Annotated in this window: 17 protein-coding genes; 15 read left to right on the forward strand and 2 right to left on the reverse strand. The window is 62.7% G+C overall.

Annotated elements, in window-relative coordinates; translation table 11 throughout:
• The first annotated feature begins 46 nt into the window (after window positions 1–46).
• Together motA and motB are read left to right on the forward strand one after the other, a co-directional pair.
• Window positions 47–898, forward strand: a complete 852-nt coding sequence (gene motA, locus AA098_RS02460; protein ID WP_003249507.1) for a flagellar motor stator protein MotA — start codon at window positions 47–49, stop codon at window positions 896–898.
• Window positions 899–901: 3 nt separating this feature from the next.
• Window positions 902–1,942 carry a flagellar motor protein MotB gene (motB, locus tag AA098_RS02465; RefSeq protein ID WP_003249509.1) on the forward strand — a complete coding sequence of 347 codons (1,041 nt, stop codon included), beginning with the start codon at window positions 902–904 and terminating at the stop codon, window positions 1,940–1,942.
• Between the two features lie 307 nt (window positions 1,943–2,249).
• Here motB and rsgA read toward each other — a convergent pair whose 3' ends face one another.
• Window positions 2,250–3,281, reverse strand: a complete 1,032-nt coding sequence (gene rsgA, locus AA098_RS02470; RefSeq protein WP_003249512.1) for a small ribosomal subunit biogenesis GTPase RsgA — start codon at window positions 3,279–3,281, stop codon at window positions 2,250–2,252.
• A gap of 152 nt (window positions 3,282–3,433) precedes the next feature.
• Here rsgA and orn point away from each other — a divergent pair, with 152 nt between their 5' ends.
• The gene (orn, locus tag AA098_RS02475; protein ID WP_003249514.1) at window positions 3,434–3,976 is read left to right on the forward strand and encodes an oligoribonuclease; all 543 of its coding nucleotides are present in this window, start codon (window positions 3,434–3,436) and stop codon (window positions 3,974–3,976) included.
• A gap of 91 nt (window positions 3,977–4,067) precedes the next feature.
• Window positions 4,068–4,679 (forward strand): trimeric intracellular cation channel family protein, encoded by a 612-nt coding sequence (locus AA098_RS02480; protein WP_003249516.1) that lies wholly within the window; start codon window positions 4,068–4,070, stop codon window positions 4,677–4,679.
• Window positions 4,680–4,810: 131 nt separating this feature from the next.
• On the opposite strand, the gene queG is transcribed toward AA098_RS02480, so the two are convergent.
• Window positions 4,811–5,875, reverse strand: a complete 1,065-nt coding sequence (queG, locus tag AA098_RS02485; protein ID WP_064613792.1) for a tRNA epoxyqueuosine(34) reductase QueG — start codon at window positions 5,873–5,875, stop codon at window positions 4,811–4,813.
• A gap of 65 nt (window positions 5,876–5,940) precedes the next feature.
• On the opposite strand from queG, the gene AA098_RS02490 reads away from it, so the two are divergent.
• From AA098_RS02490 to AA098_RS02540, 11 genes are all read left to right on the forward strand, one after another.
• Window positions 5,941–6,801 carry an NAD(P)H-hydrate dehydratase gene (locus tag AA098_RS02490; protein ID WP_004577533.1) on the forward strand — a complete coding sequence of 287 codons (861 nt, stop codon included), beginning with the start codon at window positions 5,941–5,943 and terminating at the stop codon, window positions 6,799–6,801.
• Between the two features lie 2 nt (window positions 6,802–6,803).
• Complete coding sequence (gene tsaE / locus AA098_RS02495; protein WP_371914700.1) at window positions 6,804–7,262, forward strand: tRNA (adenosine(37)-N6)-threonylcarbamoyltransferase complex ATPase subunit type 1 TsaE; 459 nt, start codon at window positions 6,804–6,806, stop codon at window positions 7,260–7,262.
• Between the two features lie 11 nt (window positions 7,263–7,273).
• Entirely contained in the window at window positions 7,274–8,704 is a 1,431-nt protein-coding gene (locus AA098_RS02500; protein WP_003249525.1) for an N-acetylmuramoyl-L-alanine amidase, read from the forward strand.
• A complete protein-coding gene (mutL, locus tag AA098_RS02505; protein WP_004577531.1) occupies window positions 8,704–10,602 on the forward strand; it encodes a DNA mismatch repair endonuclease MutL in 1,899 nt (632 codons plus the stop codon). Before AA098_RS02500 ends, mutL begins: the two co-directional genes overlap by 1 nt.
• Before the next feature lies 1 nt (window position 10,603).
• A complete protein-coding gene (gene miaA / locus AA098_RS02510) occupies window positions 10,604–11,575 on the forward strand; it encodes a tRNA (adenosine(37)-N6)-dimethylallyltransferase MiaA (protein WP_004577530.1) in 972 nt (323 codons plus the stop codon).
• A 94-nt stretch (window positions 11,576–11,669) separates the two neighbouring features.
• A complete protein-coding gene (gene hfq, locus AA098_RS02515) occupies window positions 11,670–11,930 on the forward strand; it encodes an RNA chaperone Hfq (protein ID WP_003249532.1) in 261 nt (86 codons plus the stop codon).
• A gap of 12 nt (window positions 11,931–11,942) precedes the next feature.
• Entirely contained in the window at window positions 11,943–13,244 is a 1,302-nt protein-coding gene (gene hflX, locus AA098_RS02520) for a ribosome rescue GTPase HflX (RefSeq protein ID WP_003249534.1), read from the forward strand.
• A 96-nt stretch (window positions 13,245–13,340) separates the two neighbouring features.
• Window positions 13,341–14,516, forward strand: a complete 1,176-nt coding sequence (gene hflK, locus AA098_RS02525) for an FtsH protease activity modulator HflK (protein ID WP_064613794.1) — start codon at window positions 13,341–13,343, stop codon at window positions 14,514–14,516.
• Window positions 14,516–15,385 (forward strand): protease modulator HflC, encoded by an 870-nt coding sequence (hflC, locus tag AA098_RS02530; RefSeq protein WP_003249538.1) that lies wholly within the window; start codon window positions 14,516–14,518, stop codon window positions 15,383–15,385. Before hflK ends, hflC begins: the two co-directional genes overlap by 1 nt.
• Before the next feature lie 301 nt (window positions 15,386–15,686).
• A complete protein-coding gene (locus AA098_RS02535; RefSeq protein ID WP_010955481.1) occupies window positions 15,687–16,874 on the forward strand; it encodes an ATP phosphoribosyltransferase regulatory subunit in 1,188 nt (395 codons plus the stop codon).
• Between the two features lie 56 nt (window positions 16,875–16,930).
• On the forward strand, window positions 16,931–18,223 hold the full coding sequence (locus AA098_RS02540; RefSeq protein WP_003249542.1) for an adenylosuccinate synthase: 1,293 nt from the start codon (window positions 16,931–16,933) through the stop codon (window positions 18,221–18,223).
• Window positions 18,224–18,528: the final 305 nt, after the last annotated feature.

An 18,528-nucleotide genomic window follows, 5' to 3' on the forward strand; every position in this document is an offset into this window, starting at 1 on the left:
AGCTCCCGTCTCTTCCCCTGACCACGACAGCAAGTGCTTTGAACCTATGGCTAAAATTATCGGCATCATCGTCGTATTCGCGAGCGTGCTCGGCGGCTACGTGCTCTCCCACGGCAAGATCGCAGCGCTGATCCAGCCGTTCGAAGTACTGATCATCGGCGGTGCGGCCTTTGGTGCATTCCTGCAGGCCAACCCTGGCCACATGACCATGCACGTCATCAAGAAGTCGATGAAGATGTTCGGCTCGCGCTTCAGCCATGCCTTCTACCTGGAGGTGCTGGGCCTCGTTTACGAAATCCTCAACAAGAGCCGTCGCGAAGGCATGATGGCCATCGAGGCCGACATCGAGGACGCCGCAGCCAGCCCGATCTTCGCCAAGTACCCGACGGTACTGGCCGATGAGCGCATGACCGCGTTCGTCTGCGATTACCTGCGCATCATGTCCACCGGCAACATGGCCCCGCACGAGCTCGAGGGCCTGTTCGACATGGAACTGCTGAGCATGAAGGAAGAGCTGGAGCACCCGTCCCACGCGGTGACCGGCATCGCCGACGGTATGCCCGGGTTCGGTATCGTTGCGGCGGTACTGGGTATCGTGGTGACCATGGCCTCGCTGGGCGATGGCGATCAGGCGGCCATCGGTATGCACGTAGGTGCGGCGCTGGTGGGTACCTTCTTCGGTATTCTGGCGGCTTACGGGTTCTTCGGCCCTTTGGCCAAGTGCCTTGAGCACGATGCCAAGGAAGAGCTGAACCTCTACGAATCGATCAAGGCTTCGCTGGTGGCCTCGGCGTCGGGCATGCCACCTTCGCTGGCGGTCGAGTTCGGGCGCAAGGTGCTGTACCCCAAGCACCGCCCAAGCTTCGCCGAACTGGAACAAGCGGTTCGCGGTCGCTGAGTCATGGAGAACAATCAGCCCATCATCGTCAAGCGCGTCAAGCGCTTTGGCGGCGGCCACCATGGTGGCGCCTGGAAAATCGCCTTTGCCGACTTCGCCACGGCGATGATGGCGTTCTTCCTGGTGCTGTGGCTGTTGTCCACGGCCACGCCTGAGCAGAAGATCGCCATTGCCGGCTACTTCCAGGACCCTATTGGTTTCTCCGAGAGTGGCACGCCTTATGTCATCGACCTGGGGGGTTCCCCGGAGATGGCGCCGGACAAAACGATCAATCCGGAAGTGAAGACCGAGCCGACGCAGCAGTCCCCCACTCAGCTGAACAAGGACCAGGTCGAGACCATGGCCGAGCAGGTCGAGCGCGAGCGTCTGGAGCTGTTGCTGCAGGAACTGCAGAACAAGGTGGAAGAGAACCCGCAGCTGCAGAAGTTCAAGGACCAGATCCTGTTCGAGATCACCCAGGACGGCCTGCGCATCCAGATCATGGATGCTGAGAACCGACCGATGTTCGACATCGGTAGCGCGCGCCTGCAGCCTTACTTCGAAGATATCCTGCTGGCCATGGCCGACACCATCAAGGCGGTGCCGAACAAGATCAGCATCAGCGGCCATACCGATGCCAAGCCGTATGCTGGCACTGGCGAATACGGTAACTGGGAGCTGTCGGCCAACCGCGCCAACGCCGCGCGGCGTGCCTTGGTGGCGGGTGGTTACCCGGACGGCCAGGTGGCACGGGTGGTGGGGTACGCCTCGTCGTCACTGTTCGACCGCAAGGACCCGTTCAACCCGGTCAACCGCCGTATCGACATCATCGTGCTGACCAAGAAAGCCCAGCGCAATATCGAAGGTGAGCAGGGTGCGCCGGAAACACCGCCAGCTGCGCCAACGGCACCTGCAGCGCCAGCCAGTGGTGCTGCGCCAGGGGCTTCGGCACCGGCTGACCCAGGGGCAACTGAACAGGCACCGATGCAACCGCGCGAGCTGCGCCAGAAGCTGAACATCTTTGAAGATGGCACGCTGAAGATGGATGAAGCCAAGGATCAGTAAGCGGCTTTTGGGGGTGGGCAACTGTGCTACCCACCACCTGAACGCTGGCGCGATCACTGTAGGAGCGGGTTTACCCGCGAAGCCGCCAGTGCGGTGAATGGCACCGGCGTTGCCGGTGTTCGCGGCTAAAGCCGCTCCTACATACGCATCGGTGATTGGGCGCAGGCCGTCGTAGGAGCGGGTTCACCCGCGAAAGGGCCGGACCTGCTGGCCAATTTCCACCCGCCGTTCACCGTTGCAGTCGCCACCGTATTCGCGGGTAAACCCGCTCCTACAAGGGGGCGCGGCAACTTTCATTTCGAGCGTTTCAGTAGCTGTCTTCTGCCAGGCTGGCGATGATCGAGCGGTAGCTGTTCATGCGCTGCGGCTTGATGCGCCCCTCTTCCAGTGCCTTGAGCAGCGCGCAGCCCGGTTCGCGGTCATGCTTGCAGTCGCGGAAGCGGCAGGTGCCGAACAGGTCGCGGAACTCGATGAAGCCATCCTCCACGTCGTCGCGGCTGACATGGCCAAGGCCGAACTCGCGAATACCCGGCGAGTCGATCAGGTCCCCGCCATTGGGGAAGTGGTAAAGCCGCGCCGTGGTGGTGGTGTGGGTACCCTGGCCTGACCATTCCGACAAGTCGCCGACGCGGGTGCCAGCGTCTGGCAGCAGGCTGTTGACCAGCGACGACTTGCCCACCCCCGACTGGCCGACGAACACGCTGATATGGCCGTCGAGTTGTTGCTGCAGGCGCTGCATGCCGTCGCCGTGGTGTGCCGAAACTTCCAGCAGCGGGTAGCCCAGTTCGCGGTAGACCTCCAGCAGCGCATGCAGGCCGGGGCCGTTCTCGTCGTTGATCAGGTCGGCTTTGTTCAGCAGCAGCAGCGGGCGCAGGCCGGCGTGCTCGGCCGCTACCAGATAGCGGTCGATCAGGTTCGGGTGCGGCTCCGGCGCCGGGGCGAACACGATCACGATCAGGTCGACGTTGGCTGCCACCGGCTTGAGTTGACCATGGTTGTTCGGCCGGCACAGCTCGGTGCTGCGCGGCATCTGCGCCACGATTACGCCGATGCCCTGGTTACCCGCACGCCACACGACACGGTCGCCGGTGACCAGTGCTGGCAGGTTTGCGCGCAAATGGCAGCGGAACACCTGGCCTGCGGTTTCGCCATCCTGAGCTTCAACTTCTACCTGCACGCCGAAGTGCGCGATCACCAGGCCCAGTTGCTCCGGCCCCAGGTCGCCACCTTCCAGTTCCTGCAGTGCATGCTGCTCGCGTTTGGCCGCGCGAGCGGCGCGCTCGCCCTGGATTTTTTCGATCCGCCAGTTTTGGCGGCGATTGAGCTGGCGTTTGGCCATGAAGGTACCGTAAGAGAGGCCCGGCGTGGGGCATTGAAAACGGCAGGCAGTTTAGCACGCCAGCCGCTGGACTATTCTGCTCACCTTTGTGCCGTGAATGGGCGTGCCTTGGCCACTAGGCTAATATGACCGCCTATATGAGGAGCCCCTGCATGCAAAACCCACAGAACCTGATCTGGATCGACCTGGAAATGACCGGCCTGGATCCGGACAGCGACGTCATCATCGAAATGGCCACCATCGTCACCGACAGCGAGCTCAATACCTTGGCCGAAGGCCCGGTGATCGCCATCCACCACAGTGACGAAGTGCTGGCGCGCATGGACGAGTGGAACACCCGCACCCATGGCGCTTCGGGGCTGACCCAGCGCGTGCGCGAGAGCAAGGTCAGCATGGCCGAAGCCGAGGCACAGACCATCGCCTTCCTCGAGCAGTGGGTGCCTAAAGGCAAGTCGCCGATCTGCGGCAACAGCATCTGCCAGGATCGTCGTTTCCTCTATCGCCACATGCGCAACCTGGAAAACTACTTCCACTACCGCAACCTGGATGTCTCCACCCTCAAGGAGCTGGCCGCGCGCTGGGCGCCGGACGTGCGTGACAGCTTCAAGAAGGGCAATACCCACCTGGCGCTGGACGATATCCGCGAATCGATCGCCGAACTGCGTCACTATCGCGAGCACTTCATCAAGCTGTGAGTCGAAACGGCGCAGATATTGTTTCTGCGCCCCCTTTTGGTGCCTTGGGCAACTGGTTAGACTGCGCGCCTTTCCCGCACGGACCCGCACCATGTTGTTGATGCTCTACCTTATCGCCATTACCGCCGAAGCCATGACTGGCGCGCTGTCTGCCGGGCGTCGCGGCATGGACTGGTTTGGCGTGGTGCTGATCGCCTGCGTCACTGCGCTTGGGGGTGGCTCGGTGCGTGATGTGCTGCTCGGGCACTACCCGCTGACCTGGGTGAAGCACCCTGAGTACCTGGTGCTGACCAGTTTTGCGGCGCTGCTGACCATTTTCATTGCGCCAATGATGCGCCGCCTTCGCTCGCTGTTCCTGGTGCTTGATGCCCTGGGGCTGGTGGCGTTTACCCTGATAGGTTGCATGACGGCGCTGGAGATGGGGCAGGGCATGCTGGTGGCGTCGATCAGCGGGGTGATCACCGGGGTGTTTGGCGGGATCCTGCGGGATATCTTCTGCAACGACATCCCGCTGGTGTTCCGCCGTGAGCTGTATGCCAGTGTGTCATTTGCGGCGGCCTGGTTCTATCTGGGATGCGTGTATTTCAAGGTGCCGGCGGAGCAGGCGATGTTGCTGACTCTGTTTGGCGGCTTCCTGGTGCGCCTGTTGGCGATACGCTTCCACTGGGAAATGCCCAAGTTCCACTACAACGACCAGCAGTAGCCTGATGCAGCCCTGTAGGAGCGGGTTTACCCGCGAAAGGCCCGGGCCTGTCGGCCAGTTTCTACCAGGCGTTCAATTGTGCCGCCGCCACAGCATTCGCGGGTGAACCCGCTCCTGCAAAGATTGTGTGGCTAGGAAATATCGTGTCGGGCCAGCGCCCACTCCACATGCTCGCGCACCAATTCCGATTCATCGTCACGCCTGGCCTTCAGCGCCTCGATCACCGGAATCGTGGAGGGCGCATTGCCCAACCCCACCGCCAGGTTGCGCAAGAACCGCTCGTACCCCGCCCGCCGCAAAGGCCCGCCCTCGGTCTTGCGCAGGAAGGTGCGTTCATCCCACAGGAACATCGCCGCCAGGTCGGTATTTTCCAGCCCATGCCGTGGCTGGAAATCCTGCTCCTGGCTGTGCTTGGCAAAGCGGTTCCAGGGGCAGACGATCTGGCAGTCGTCGCAACCGAACACTCGGTTGCCCATCTTTGCGCGTAACTCGACAGGGATCGCGCCCCTCAGCTCGATGGTCAGGTATGAGATGCAGCGTCGCGCATCCAGCACATAGGGCCCGACAAACGCTTGTGTCGGGCAGATGTCCAGGCAGGCCTGGCAACGCCCGCAGTGCTCGCTGGTGGTGGCTTCGTCCACCGGCAACGGCAGGTCGACGAACAGTTCGGCAAGGAAGAAGTAGCTACCCGCCTTGCGGTTGAGCAATAGCGTGTTCTTGCCGATCCAGCCCAGCCCAGCCTGTTCGGCCAGGGCTTTTTCCAGCACCGGGGCGCTGTCCACAAAGGCGCGGTAGCCGAACGGGCCGATGGCTTCCTGGATGCGGTCGGCGAGGAACTGCACGCGCTTGCGCACCAGCTTGTGGTAGTCCCGGCCAAGCGCGTAGCGTGACACGTAGGCCTTCTCGGGCTGGGCAAGGCGCTGCGCCATCTGCGTGTCGCCGGGCAGGTAGTCCATACGTAGCGAGACCACGCGTACCGTGCCGGGGATCAGCTGGTCGGGATGTGACCTTTTGCTGCCGTGGGCGCCCAGGTATTCCATTTCACCCTGATAACCGGCGTCGAGCCAACGCTGCAGGTGGTGTTCGTGTTCGCCAAGGTCGACCCCGGCGATGCCAACATGGGCAAAACCGAGTTCCTGGCCCCAAATCTTGATCGATTGGGTCAGTTGGGCGAGGTCAGGTATAGAGGCGGACATGGATGGGCAAGGCAATACGGGCTCAGGTGCGTATAATTCTGCCAGACATTGGAGCCTTTGACCCCATGCCGCAGACCAAACACCCCAGTAATGCCCCACAATTGCTCAGCAGCGTGACGGTTGCCCGCCTGTCGGCGCGGCAGGCGCATGCCCACAAAGGCGACTTCGGCCATGTACTGGTGGTCGGTGGCGACCTGGGTACCGGAGGCGCTGTGTTGCTCAGTGCCGAAGCCGCCCTGCGTTGCGGCGCCGGGCTGGTCAGCGTGGCAACCCGGCCCGAGCACGTGTCGGCCAGCCTGGCGCGCCTGCCCGAGGTCATGTGCCTGGGTGTCCGTTCGGCCAACCAACTGATGGGTGTGCTGGAGCGCGCCTCGGTCCTGGTGGTCGGGCCCGGCCTGGGGCAGGCGGCGTGGGGCTGCAGCCTGTTGTCGGCGGTGGCCAACGCCGAGCGGCCGCAAGTGTGGGATGCCGATGCCTTGAATTTGCTGGCGCGAACCCCGCTGGCCCTGCCCAGTGGCAGCATCCTTACTCCGCACCCGGGGGAGGCGGCGCGGCTGCTGGGCATTGCCACTGAGGCCGTGCAGGCCGACCGCCCTGGCGCTGCGCGCAAGCTGGCGCGGCGTTATAACAGCGTCTGTGTACTCAAAGGGGCTGGCACACTGGTGGCAGCCCCGAGCGGGCAGCTGGCGTTGTGCGAGCGCGGGCACCCGGCGATGGCCGGCGCCGGCCTGGGCGATGTGCTGACTGGCGTGCTGGCAGCCCTGTTGGCCCAAGGCCTGGATGCCTGGGGCGCAGCCTGCCTGGGGGTGTGGCTGCACGCCTGTGCCGGCGAGCGCCTTGGCAAAAAAGGTAGAGGCCTGGCGGCCAGTGATCTGGCGCCGGTCATTCGTGAGTTGTTGGAGGAGCATTCTGCGTGTCTGGCTTAAATCTGTTTCTGGCCGATGAAGAGGCCACGGTCAAATTCGGTGCAGCACTGGCCGAGGTGACCGGCGGTCGCGGCGTGATTTTCCTTGAGGGCGACCTGGGCGCGGGTAAAACAACCCTGTCGCGTGGCCTGATCCGCGGTCTGGGCCATACTGGGGCTGTGAAAAGCCCGACGTTCACCGTGGTCGAACCCTATGAAATCGGCGAGGTCCGAGCCTTTCACTTCGACCTGTATCGCCTGGTCGACCCGGAGGAGCTTGAGTTCATGGGCATTCGTGACTATTTCGAGGGCGACCCGCTGTGCCTGTTCGAATGGCCACAAAAGGGTGCGGGCGTTTTGCCAAAGCCTGACCTGACCATTACCATAAGCGCCCAAGCGAGTGGACGCTCGCTGAACCTTTCGCCGCAGGGGGCTCGCGGCGAGGCCTGGTGCGTGGCACTGGCCGAACACTATAAACAGTAAGTGGGGTAGGTATGCGCATACGCGCACTGGTCGCCATCGTTGGGCTGCTGCTGACAACGGTGACCGTTGAGGCTCTGGCCGTCACTCAAGTCAAGAGCATGCGCCTGTGGCGCGCACCGGACAACACGCGGCTGGTCTTCGACCTGTCTGGCCCCGTGCAGCATAGTGTCTTCACCCTGAGCGCACCCGATCGCCTGGTCATCGACATCAATGGCGCAACACTGGCCGCGCCACTGAATGTGGCCACCTCCAACACGCCGATAAGCAGTGTGCGTTCGGCTCAGCGTACGCCAACCGACCTTCGGGTTGTGGTCGACCTGAAAAAGTCGGTTACCCCGAAAAGCTTCACCCTGGCGCCCAACGCACAGTACGGCAACCGCTTGGTGGTCGACCTGTATGACCAGGAGGCTGACGCTATCGCGGCCAGCACGCCGCCACCTGCGCCGGCCCCGGTACAAACGCCTGCGACAACGCCCGCGGTGCCAGTGACGCCGACCCAGCCGGCGATCAAGCTGCCACCGGTACCCAGTGGCAAGCGTGACATCGTGGTTGCCATCGATGCCGGGCACGGCGGCGAAGACCCTGGCGCTTCCGGCTCGCGTGGCCAGCACGAAAAAGACATCGTGTTGCAGATCGCCAAGGAGCTGCAGCGTCAGATCAACAGCGAAAAAGGTTTCCGTGCAGAGCTGACCCGCACCGGTGATTACTTCATTCCGCTGCGCAAGCGTACGGAAATCGCCCGCAAGAAAGGCGCCGACCTGTTCATTTCGATTCACGCCGACGCGGCCCCGTCGCGCGCAGCCTTTGGCGCCTCGGTGTTCGCCCTGTCCGATCGTGGCGCCACCTCCGAGACGGCGCGCTGGCTGGCCGACACGGAAAACCGTTCTGACCTGATCGGTGGTGCGGGTAATGTCAGCCTCGACGACAAGGACCGCATGCTCGCGGGCGTGCTGCTTGATCTGTCGATGACCGCTACGCTCAGCTCCAGCCTCAACGTAGGGCAAAAGGTATTGGGCAACATGGGGCGTGTCACTTCGTTGCACAAGCAGCGTGTGGAACAGGCCGGGTTCATGGTGCTGAAGTCGCCGGATATTCCGTCGATCCTCGTTGAAACCGGGTTCATCTCGAACAACAACGAAGCAGCCAAACTGGCCTCCTCCAGCCACCAGCAGGCGCTGGCCCGGTCGATCCGCACTGGGGTGCACCAGTACTTCCAGCAGAACCCGCCACCTGGCACCTACATCGCCTGGCTGCGTGACACCGGCAAGATCGCCGCCGGCCCGCGTGAACACACCGTGCGCCCTGGCGAAACCCTGGCAATGCTCGCCGTGCGTTACCAGGTCAGCGTGGCCAGCCTGCGCAGCATCAACAGCCTGAAGACCGATGAGCTGAAGGTTGGCCAGCGCCTCGATGTACCCGCCACAACCTTGGCCGCGCAATGATGAGTGGCGGTTCGCGAATTCAGCTGCTCAGCCCGCGGCTGGCCAACCAGATTGCCGCCGGCGAGGTTGTCGAGCGGCCGGCGTCTGTAGCCAAGGAACTGCTGGAAAACAGCCTGGACTCCGGTGCCCGGCGCATCGATATCGAAGTCGAGCAGGGCGGCGTCAAACTGCTGAAGGTGCGGGACGATGGCAGCGGTATTTCTGCCGACGACCTGCCGCTGGCCCTGGCCCGACACGCCACCAGCAAGATCCGCGAGCTGGAAGACCTTGAAGGGGTATTGAGCCTGGGCTTCCGTGGCGAGGCCTTGGCCTCGATCAGTTCGGTGGCGCGCCTGACCCTGACCTCGCGTACCGCCAGTGCCAGTGAGGCCTGGCAAGTAGAAACCGAAGGCCGTGACATGACGCCGCGCGTGCAGCCGGCGGCGCACCCGGTCGGTACCTCGGTGGAAGTGCGCGATTTGTTCTTCAATACCCCGGCCAGGCGCAAGTTCCTCAAAGCCGAGAAAACCGAATTCGATCACTTGCAGGAAGTGATCCGGCGGCTGGCGCTGGCCCGTTTCGATGTCGGCTTCCACCTGCGCCACAATGGCAAGAGCATCCTCAGCCTGCACGAGGCCCACGACGAAACCGCCCGTGCACGGCGGGTGGGTGCCATCTGCGGCCCGGGCTTCATGGAGCAGGCACTGCCGATCGACGTCGAGCGCAACGGCCTGCGCCTTTGGGGCTGGGTCGGCTTGCCGACGTTCTCGCGCAGCCAGGCAGACCTGCAGTACTTCTTCGTCAATGGCCGGGCAGTGCGCGACAAACTGGTCGCCCATGCCGTGCGTCAGGCCTACCGGGACGTGCTGTTCAACGGCCGCCACCCCACGTTCGTGCTGTTCCTGGAGCTGGAGCCCAACGGCGTCGATGTGAACGTGCACCCTACCAAGCATGAAGTACGGTTCCGTGAAGGGCGCTCGGTGCATGACTTCCTGTATGGCACCTTGCACCGTGCCTTGGCCGATGTACGTCCGGAAGACCAGCTGGCCGCACCTGCTGCCGTACCTGAGCTGGTTCGGCCCACGGGCCAGCAGGCCGGTGAGTTCGGGCCCCAGGGTGAAATGCGCCTGGCCTCGCCGGTGCTTGAACAGCCTCGAGCCCCACAACAGTCGTTTTCCAATGGTGGCAGTGGCGCCGGTTACCAGTATCAATACACCCCACGTCCCTCACAGCCGCTGCCGGCCGCAGAGGCACAGGCGGTGTACCGCGAGTTCTATAAGCCGCTGGAAACCGGTGCAGCGCCTGCGACGGCACTGCCCGAAAGCCAGGGCGACATTCCCCCGCTAGGCTATGCCCTGGCGCAGCTCAAGGGTATCTACATCCTGGCCGAGAACGCTGTTGGCCTGGTGCTGGTGGACATGCACGCTGCCCACGAGCGGATAATGTACGAGCGCCTCAAGGTGGCCATGGCCAGCGAGGGCCTGAGTGGCCAGCCGCTGCTGGTGCCGGAGACCCTGGCCCTTAGCCAGCGTGAAGCCGACTGTGCCGAAGAGCATGCACAGTGGTTTCAGCGCCTGGGCTTCGAATTGCAGCGCCTGGGCCCTGAGACCCTGGCGATTCGCCAGATCCCGGCCTTGCTCAAGCAGGCTGAAGCCAACCGCCTGGTGCAGGACGTGCTTGCCGACCTTATGGAGTACGGCACCAGTGATCGCATTCAGGCGCACCTCAACGAACTGCTCGGTACCATGGCCTGCCACGGTGCCGTGCGCGCCAACCGGCGCCTGGCAATTCCCGAAATGAACGCCCTGCTGCGCGACATGGAAAACACCGAGCGCAGCGGCCAGTGCAACCATGGCCGTCCTACCTGGACTCAGATGGGCCTGGACGATCTGGACAAACTTTTCCTGCGCGGTCGATGAAATGAGCGGCAAGCCCCCTGCAATATTCCTGATGGGTCCGACGGCGGCCGGCAAGACCGACCTTGCCATCGAACTGACCACGGTGCTGCCGTGTGAACTGATCAGCGTCGATTCGGCACTTGTGTACCGTGGCATGGATATCGGTTCGGCCAAGCCGTCGAAAGAAGTCCTCGCTGCCCACCCGCACCGGCTGATAGACATTCGCGACCCGGCGCAGAGCTATTCCGCCGCGCAGTTCCGTACCGACGCGCTGGAGGCCATGGCCGAGATCACCGCGCGCGGCAAGATCCCGCTGCTGGTCGGCGGCACCATGCTCTATTACAAGGCGTTGATCGATGGCCTGGCCGATATGCCGGCCGCCGATGCGGCGGTGCGCGCCGAGCTGGAAGCGCAGGCTGAAGCCCTGGGCCTGGCCGAGCTGCACCGCCAGTTGGCCGAAGTCGACCCGGAGTCCGCGGCACGTATCCACCCCAATGACCCGCAGCGGTTGATCCGGGCCTTGGAGGTGTACCGGGTGAGCGGCGAGAGCATGACAGCTCATCGTCGGCGTCAATTCGCGGAAAGTCGCGGCGCAGACGCAGGCGCCGGCGGACATTTGCCCTATACTGTCGCCAGTTTGGCGATTGCTCCTACAGATCGTCACATTTTGCATCAGCGAATTGCGTTACGATTTTCGCAGATGCTGGAACAGGGCTTCGTTGACGAGGTCCGATCGCTGCGAGCCAGAAGTGACTTGCACGCCGGGCTGCCGTCTATACGGGCAGTGGGTTATCGGCAAGTGTGGGATTACCTGGATGGCAAGCTGACTGAGAATGAGATGCGTGAACGCGGTATCATTGCTACCCGGCAGCTGGCCAAGCGGCAGTTCACCTGGTTGCGTGGCTGGCCTGACGTGCACTGGCTTGACAGCCTGGCCTGCGACAATCTGTCCCGCACCTTGAAATACCTTGGGGCCATCTCCATATTGAGCTGAGTCCCTGCTGATTGCCGTCTATTCTTGCGAAGGGGCGGCCTAATTTATCGTTTTTATTGATTTTCTATTATTTATCCTTACAGGAGTGCGGCATATGTCAAAAGGGCATTCGCTACAAGACCCTTACTTGAATACCTTGAGAAAAGAAAAGGTCCCGGTATCCATTTACCTGGTCAACGGTATCAAACTGCAGGGCTCGATCGAATCGTTCGACCAGTTCGTGGTATTGCTGAAGAACACCGTCAGCCAGATGGTCTACAAGCACGCCATCTCGACCGTAGTTCCGGCCCGTCCGGTCCGCCTGCCAAGCCCGACCGACAGCGAGCACGGCGACAGCGAGCCAGGCAACGCCTGATAGGAGCCTGCATTGTTCTTTGAGCGCCACGGTGGTGGTGAGCGGGCGTTGCTCGTTCACTTGGAAGGTCAGAACCCTGAGGCGCGCGAAGACCCGCAGGAGTTTCAGGAGTTGGCATTGTCGGCCGGTGCCGACATCGTCTCGCTGGTCACGGTGACAAGGCATCAGCCTTCCGCCAAATACCTGATTGGCAGTGGCAAGGTCGAAGAGTTGCACGACCTGGTCCATGCCGAACAGGTAGACCTGGTGATTTTCAATCACACCCTCACGCCCAGTCAGGAGCGCAACCTTGAACGTGTGTTCGAGTGTCGTGTGCTCGACCGTACCGGGTTGATCCTCGATATCTTCGCCCAACGGGCGCGTACCCATGAAGGCAAGCTGCAGGTCGAACTGGCCCAGCTGGAGCACATGAGCACGCGGCTGGTGCGCGGCTGGACTCACCTTGAGCGACAAAAAGGTGGTATCGGCCTGCGCGGCCCGGGTGAAACCCAGCTGGAAACCGACCGCCGCCTGTTGCGGGTGCGTATACGCCAGATCAAGTCACGCCTGGAGAAAGTGCGCAGCCAGCGTGAGCAGGCGCGTCGCGGGCGCAAGCGCGCGGATATCCCCTCGGTGTCGCTGGTGGGTTATACCAACGCCGGCAAGTCCACGCTGTTCAACGCCCTGACCGAATCCGAGGTGTATGCCGCGGACCAGTTGTTCGCCACCCTCGACCCGACCCTGCGCCGGCTCGAGCTCAACGACCTGGGGCCGATCGTGCTGGCCGACACCGTAGGCTTCATTCGCCACCTGCCGCACAAGCTGGTCGAGGCATTTCGGGCTACGCTCGAAGAGTCGAGCAACTCCGACCTGCTGCTGCATGTGATCGACGCCCATGAGCCAGAGCGCATGGAGCAGATCGAGCAGGTGCTGGCGGTGTTGGGTGAGATTGGTGCCGAGGGGTTGCCGATCCTGGAGGTGTACAACAAACTCGACTTGCTCGAAGATGTCGAGCCACAGATCCAGCGCAATGCCGATGGCAAGCCGGAACGGGTCTGGGTATCGGCACGCGATGGGCGTGGCCTGGAGCTGGTTGGCCAGGCGGTTGCCGAGTTGCTGGGGGATGATCTGTTTGTCGGTACCCTGTGCCTGGAGCAGCGTTTTGCCCGCTTGCGCGCGCAATTCTTTGCCTTGGGTGCCGTGCAGAGTGAAGAGCATGATGAAGAAGGGCGCAGCCTGCTGAGCGTGCGACTGCCCATGGTCGAACTGAATCGCCTGGTCAGCCGCGAAGGCATGGAGCCGCAAGTGTTTGTCCAGCAACACACTTTGCAATAAATGCTCGTCGAGGTCGCCGGGCAGCAGTGACAGGCATTCTGTAGCATTGGACGGCGCGCCGTGGGCGCGTCTTTGCTTTATCAGATGGAGAGCGCTATGGCTTGGAACGAGCCGGGTGGCAACTCGAACAATCAGGATCCCTGGGGCGGCCGCCGCGGTGGCGGCGGTGGTGACAAGAAAGGTCCACCGGATCTGGACGAGGCCTTCCGCAAACTGCAGGACAGCCTGAATGGCATGTTCGGCGGCAGCAAGAAACGTGGCGGCGGTGATCGCAATGTCGGCAAGGGCGGTGGCCTGGGCCTGCTGGGCATCGGCCTGGCGGTGCTGGCTGCAATCTGGCTGTACAGCGCCGTGTATGTGGTCGACGAGCAGGAGCAGGCGGTTGTGCTGCGCTTCGGCAAGTACTATGAGACGGTCGGTCCCGGCCTGAACATCTACTTCCCGCCGATTGATCGCAAGTACATGGAAAACGTCACGCGTGAGCGTGCCTACACCAAGCAGGGCCAGATGCTGACCGAAGACGAGAACATCGTCGAGGTGCCGCTGACCGTCCAGTACAAGATCAGCAACCTGCAGGACTTCGTGCTCAACGTCGACCAGCCTGAGGTGAGCTTGCAGCACGCGACCGACAGCGCCCTGCGCCACGTGGTGGGTTCCACTTCGATGGACCAGGTGTTGACCGAAGGTCGTGAGCAGATGGCCGTGGATATCCGCGAACGCCTGCAGCGCTTCCTCGACAACTACCGCACCGGTATCACCGTTACCCAGGTCAACGTACAGAGCGCGGCAGCCCCGCGTGAAGTGCAGGAAGCCTTCGACGACGTGATCCGCGCCCGCGAAGACGAGCAGCGTGCCCGCAACCAGGCCGAGTCCTATGCCAATGGCGTGGTGCCGGAAGCCCGTGGTCAGGCCCAGCGCATCATCGAGGATGCCAATGGTTACCGCGACGAAGTCATTGCCCGCGCCAAGGGTGAGGCAGACCGCTTCACCAAGCTGCTTGCCGAGTACCGCAAGGCACCTGACGTAACCCGTGAGCGTCTGTATCTGGAGACCATGCAAGAGGTCTACAGCAACTCGAGCAAGGTCATGGTGGCAACCAAGGACGGGCAGAGCAACCTGCTCTACCTGCCGCTGGACAAGATGGTCGAAGGCAGCCGCAAGCCGTCCGTGCCAACCACCAGCGCGTCGCCATCGGCTAACGATGCGGCCGCTCGTGCCGCGCAGGACATGCAACAGCAACAGCAGCCGCTGCGTACTAGGGAGAGCCGCTGATGAGCAATAGATCGCTGATCGCCCTGATCGCCGCCGTGGTCCTGGCCATTGTGGCCTGGAACAGCTTCTACATCGTGTCCCAGACCGAGCGGGCGGTACTGCTGCGTTTCGGTAAGGTGGTCCAGGCGGATGTTCAGCCAGGCCTGCACGTGAAGATTCCGTACGTGAACCAGGTGCGCAGGTTCGACGCCCGGCTGATGACACTCGACGCGCCTACCCAGCGGTTCCTGACCCTGGAAAAGAAAGCGGTGATGGTCGATGCCTACGCCAAGTGGCGCGTCAAGGACGCTGAACGCTTCTACACCGCCACGTCCGGCATGAAGCAGATCGCCGACGAGCGTCTGTCGCGTCGTCTGGAAAGTGGCCTGCGCGACCAGTTCGGTAAACGTACCCTGCACGAAGTGGTTTCCGGTGAACGTGATGCACTGATGGCTGACATCACTGCATCGCTGAACCGCATGGCGAGCAAGGAACTGGGCATCGAGGTGGTCGACGTGCGCGTCAAGGCCATCGACCTGCCGAAGGAAGTCAACCGCAGCGTGTTCGACCGCATGAGCACCGAGCGTGAGCGTGAAGCCCGCGAGCACCGTGCCAAGGGTAACGAGCTGGCTGAGGGTATCCGTGCCGATGCCGACCGTCAGCGCCGTGTGCTGCTGGCCGAGGCTTATCGCGAAGCAGAAGAAACCCGTGGTGATGGCGATGCCCAAGCGGCCGCTATCTATGCCAAGGCTTACAGCCAGGACGCTGATTTCTATGCGTTCCACCGTAGCCTGCAGGCATACCGCGAGAGCTTCTCGAGCAAGAGCGACGTGATGGTCCTGGACCCGAAGAACGAATTCTTCCGTTACCTGGACAAGAGCAGACCGTGATGCTCAGGCCCTGATTTTCATGCAGCGGCACCCCGCCTGGCAGCTAATGCACCAGGCGGGGTGCATCCTGAATGAAAAGGGGTGTATGATGAGGCAGCCGGGAAATTTCCCGGCTTTTTTGCGTCTGCAAGGTTGATTGGCACAGCGCCGGTTGACAGTTTGGTCAGCTCGCAAGGCAATTTGAGGGTGTCGGGTACGGTGGCTGCGCTGGGATCAGTGCTGCCCGCTGCTGTGCGCGATACCGGCTTTTCTGACGGTTTGCCTGCTGGCAAGCCGCCCGGACCAGAGGGGAAATGGCGTAATGGCAACGGTAGACCGCTGGCTGCTGCCAGATGGCATCGAGGAAGTACTGCCACCTGAGGCTGCGCGCATCGAAATCGCGCGCCGCCAGGTGTTGGACCTGTTCCAGAGTTGGGGCTACGAACTGGTCGTCACCCCGCATATCGAGTACCTGGAGTCGCTGCTTACCGGCGCCGGCCAGGACCTGGATCAGCGCACCTTCAAGGTAGTGGACCCGCAGTCCGGCCGCCTGATGGGCTTCCGCGCCGACTTCACCCCGCAGGTAGCGCGTATCGATGCGCACACACTGCGCCGTGAGGGCCCGAGCCGCCTGTGCTATGCCGGCAGCGTGCTGCACGCCCAGCCGCGTGCCCTGTCCACCTCGCGCAGCCCGATCCAGCTGGGTGCCGAGCTGTACGGCGATGCCAGCCCTACCAGCGACGTCGAAGTCATCAGCCTGATGCTCGCCACGCTGCAACTGGCCGATGTACCGGATGTGCACATGGACCTGGGCCACGTCGGTATTTACCGCGGCCTGGCCCGTGCCGCCGGCCTGTCTGGCGCGGTCGAACAGCAGCTGTTCGACGCCATGCAACGCAAGGCTGTCGATGAAGTGCAGGCGCTGACCGCCGACCTGCCGAAAGACCTGGGCAGCATGCTGCGCGCCCTGGTCGAGCTGTGCGGTGGTCGTGAAGTATTGGCTGAAGCCCGCGTGCGCCTCGGTCGCGCCCCGGCCAGCGTGCTGGCGGCGCTGGACGACCTGCTGGCGATCGCTGATCGCCTGGCGTCGCGCTACCCGGACCTGCCGCTGTACTTCGACCTCGGCGAGCTGCGTGGTTACCACTATCACACGGGCGTGGTGTTCGCCGTGTTCGTGCCAGGCGAAGGCCAATCGATCGCCCAGGGCGGGCGCTACGACGATATCGGCGCCGACTTTGGCCGGGCGCGCCCGGCCACTGGTTTCTCCACGGATTTGAAGACCCTGGTCACACTGGGGCGAGCGGAGGTCGTATTGCCAACTGGCGGCATCTGGATGCCGGACAGTGGCGATGCGGCCCTCTGGCAGCAAGTCTGCCAGTTGCGCAACGAGGGCCAGCGTGTGGTTCAGGCTCTGCCTGGCCAGCCGTTGAGTGCTGCTCTCGAGGCGGATTGTGATCGGCAATTGATTCAGCAAGACGGGCGCTGGCAGGTTCTGCCGCTGGCCCAGTGAGTTTCTGCGTCGGCAACAGGCCGGCAACCAAGTTTGCGTGAATGAGGACCAATGTAATGGGTAAGAATGTCGTCGTCCTGGGCACCCAATGGGGTGATGAGGGCAAAGGCAAGATCGTCGATCTGCTGACCGAACATGCTGCCGCCGTAGTGCGCTACCAGGGTGGCCACAATGCGGGTCACACCCTGGTGATCAACGGTGAAAAGACCGTTCTGCACCTGATTCCATCCGGCATCCTGCGTGAAGGCGTACAGTGCCTGATCGGTAACGGCGTGGTCGTTGCCCCGGATGCACTGATGCGTGAAATCACCAAGCTGGAAGAGAAAGGCGTACCGGTGCGCGAGCGCCTGCGCATTTCCCCGGCTGCGCCGCTGATCCTGTCGTACCATGTGGCCCTGGATCAGGCCCGCGAAAAAGCCCGTGGCGAAGCCAAGATCGGCACCACCGGCCGTGGTATCGGCCCAGCTTACGAGGACAAGGTGGCACGTCGCGGCCTGCGCGTGGGTGATCTGTTCCACCGCGAGCGTTTCGCCGCCAAGCTGGGTGAGCTGCTGGATTACCACAACTTCCAGCTGGTGAACTACTACAAAGAGCCAGCCATCGACTTCCAGCAGACGCTGGACGAGTGCATGGCTTACGCCGAACAGCTCAAGCCGATGATGCTCGACGTCACCGCCGAGCTGCACAACCTGCGTCGCGCCGGCAAGGACATCATGTTCGAGGGTGCCCAGGGCTCGCTGCTGGACATCGACCACGGTACCTACCCGTACGTCACCAGCTCCAACACCACGGCTGGCGGTATTTCCACCGGTTCCGGCGTCGGCCCGATGTACCTCGACTACATCCTCGGCATCACCAAGGCCTACACCACTCGCGTAGGTTCCGGTCCGTTCCCGACCGAACTGTTCGATGAGACTGGTGCTACCCTGGCCAAGCGTGGCCACGAGTTCGGTTCCACCACCGGCCGTGCCCGTCGTTGCGGCTGGTTCGATGCCGTGATCCTGCGTCGCGCCATCGACGTCAACAGCATCTCGGGCATCTGCCTGACCAAGCTGGACGTACTGGACGGCCTGGAAACCATCAACATCTGCGTTGGCTACAAGAACGAGAACGGTGCCGTCATCGACGCGCCTTCCGATGCCGACAGCTACATTGGCCTGGAGCCTGTGTACGAAGAGATGCCAGGCTGGAGCGAGTCGACTCTGGGTGTGAAAACCCTGGAAGAGCTGCCGCAAGCTGCGCGTGACTACATCAAGCGCATCGAAGAGCTGGTTGGCGCGCCGATCGACATCATTTCGACCGGCCCGGACCGCAACGAGACCATCGTGCTGCGTCATCCGTTCGCCTGATCTGCCCTCCAGGCTGATCTGACGCCGCGGCCCTGAGAAGGGCCGCGGCGTTTTCATTTGTGGGCATGTCTGTGCTGGCCAATATCCTCCGGCAATCCACCGTTGCCGCCGCTACCGTATTCGCGGGTAAACCCGCTCCTACACTGGTTGGGTGTGGGCACACAACGGCGGTTGGGCGCAGGCCGTTGTAGGCGCGGGTTCACCCGCGAAAGGGCCGGCACACGAAACCCCATTGCTAGACCTTGGCGCATTTCCCCGCTGCCTACGGCACAACCCTTGCTGTAAGAAGTTTCTGTAGATGCCAT

Source organism: Pseudomonas sp. JY-Q (genome assembly GCF_001655295.1).
Classification (GTDB): domain Bacteria; phylum Pseudomonadota; class Gammaproteobacteria; order Pseudomonadales; family Pseudomonadaceae; genus Aquipseudomonas; species Aquipseudomonas alloputida.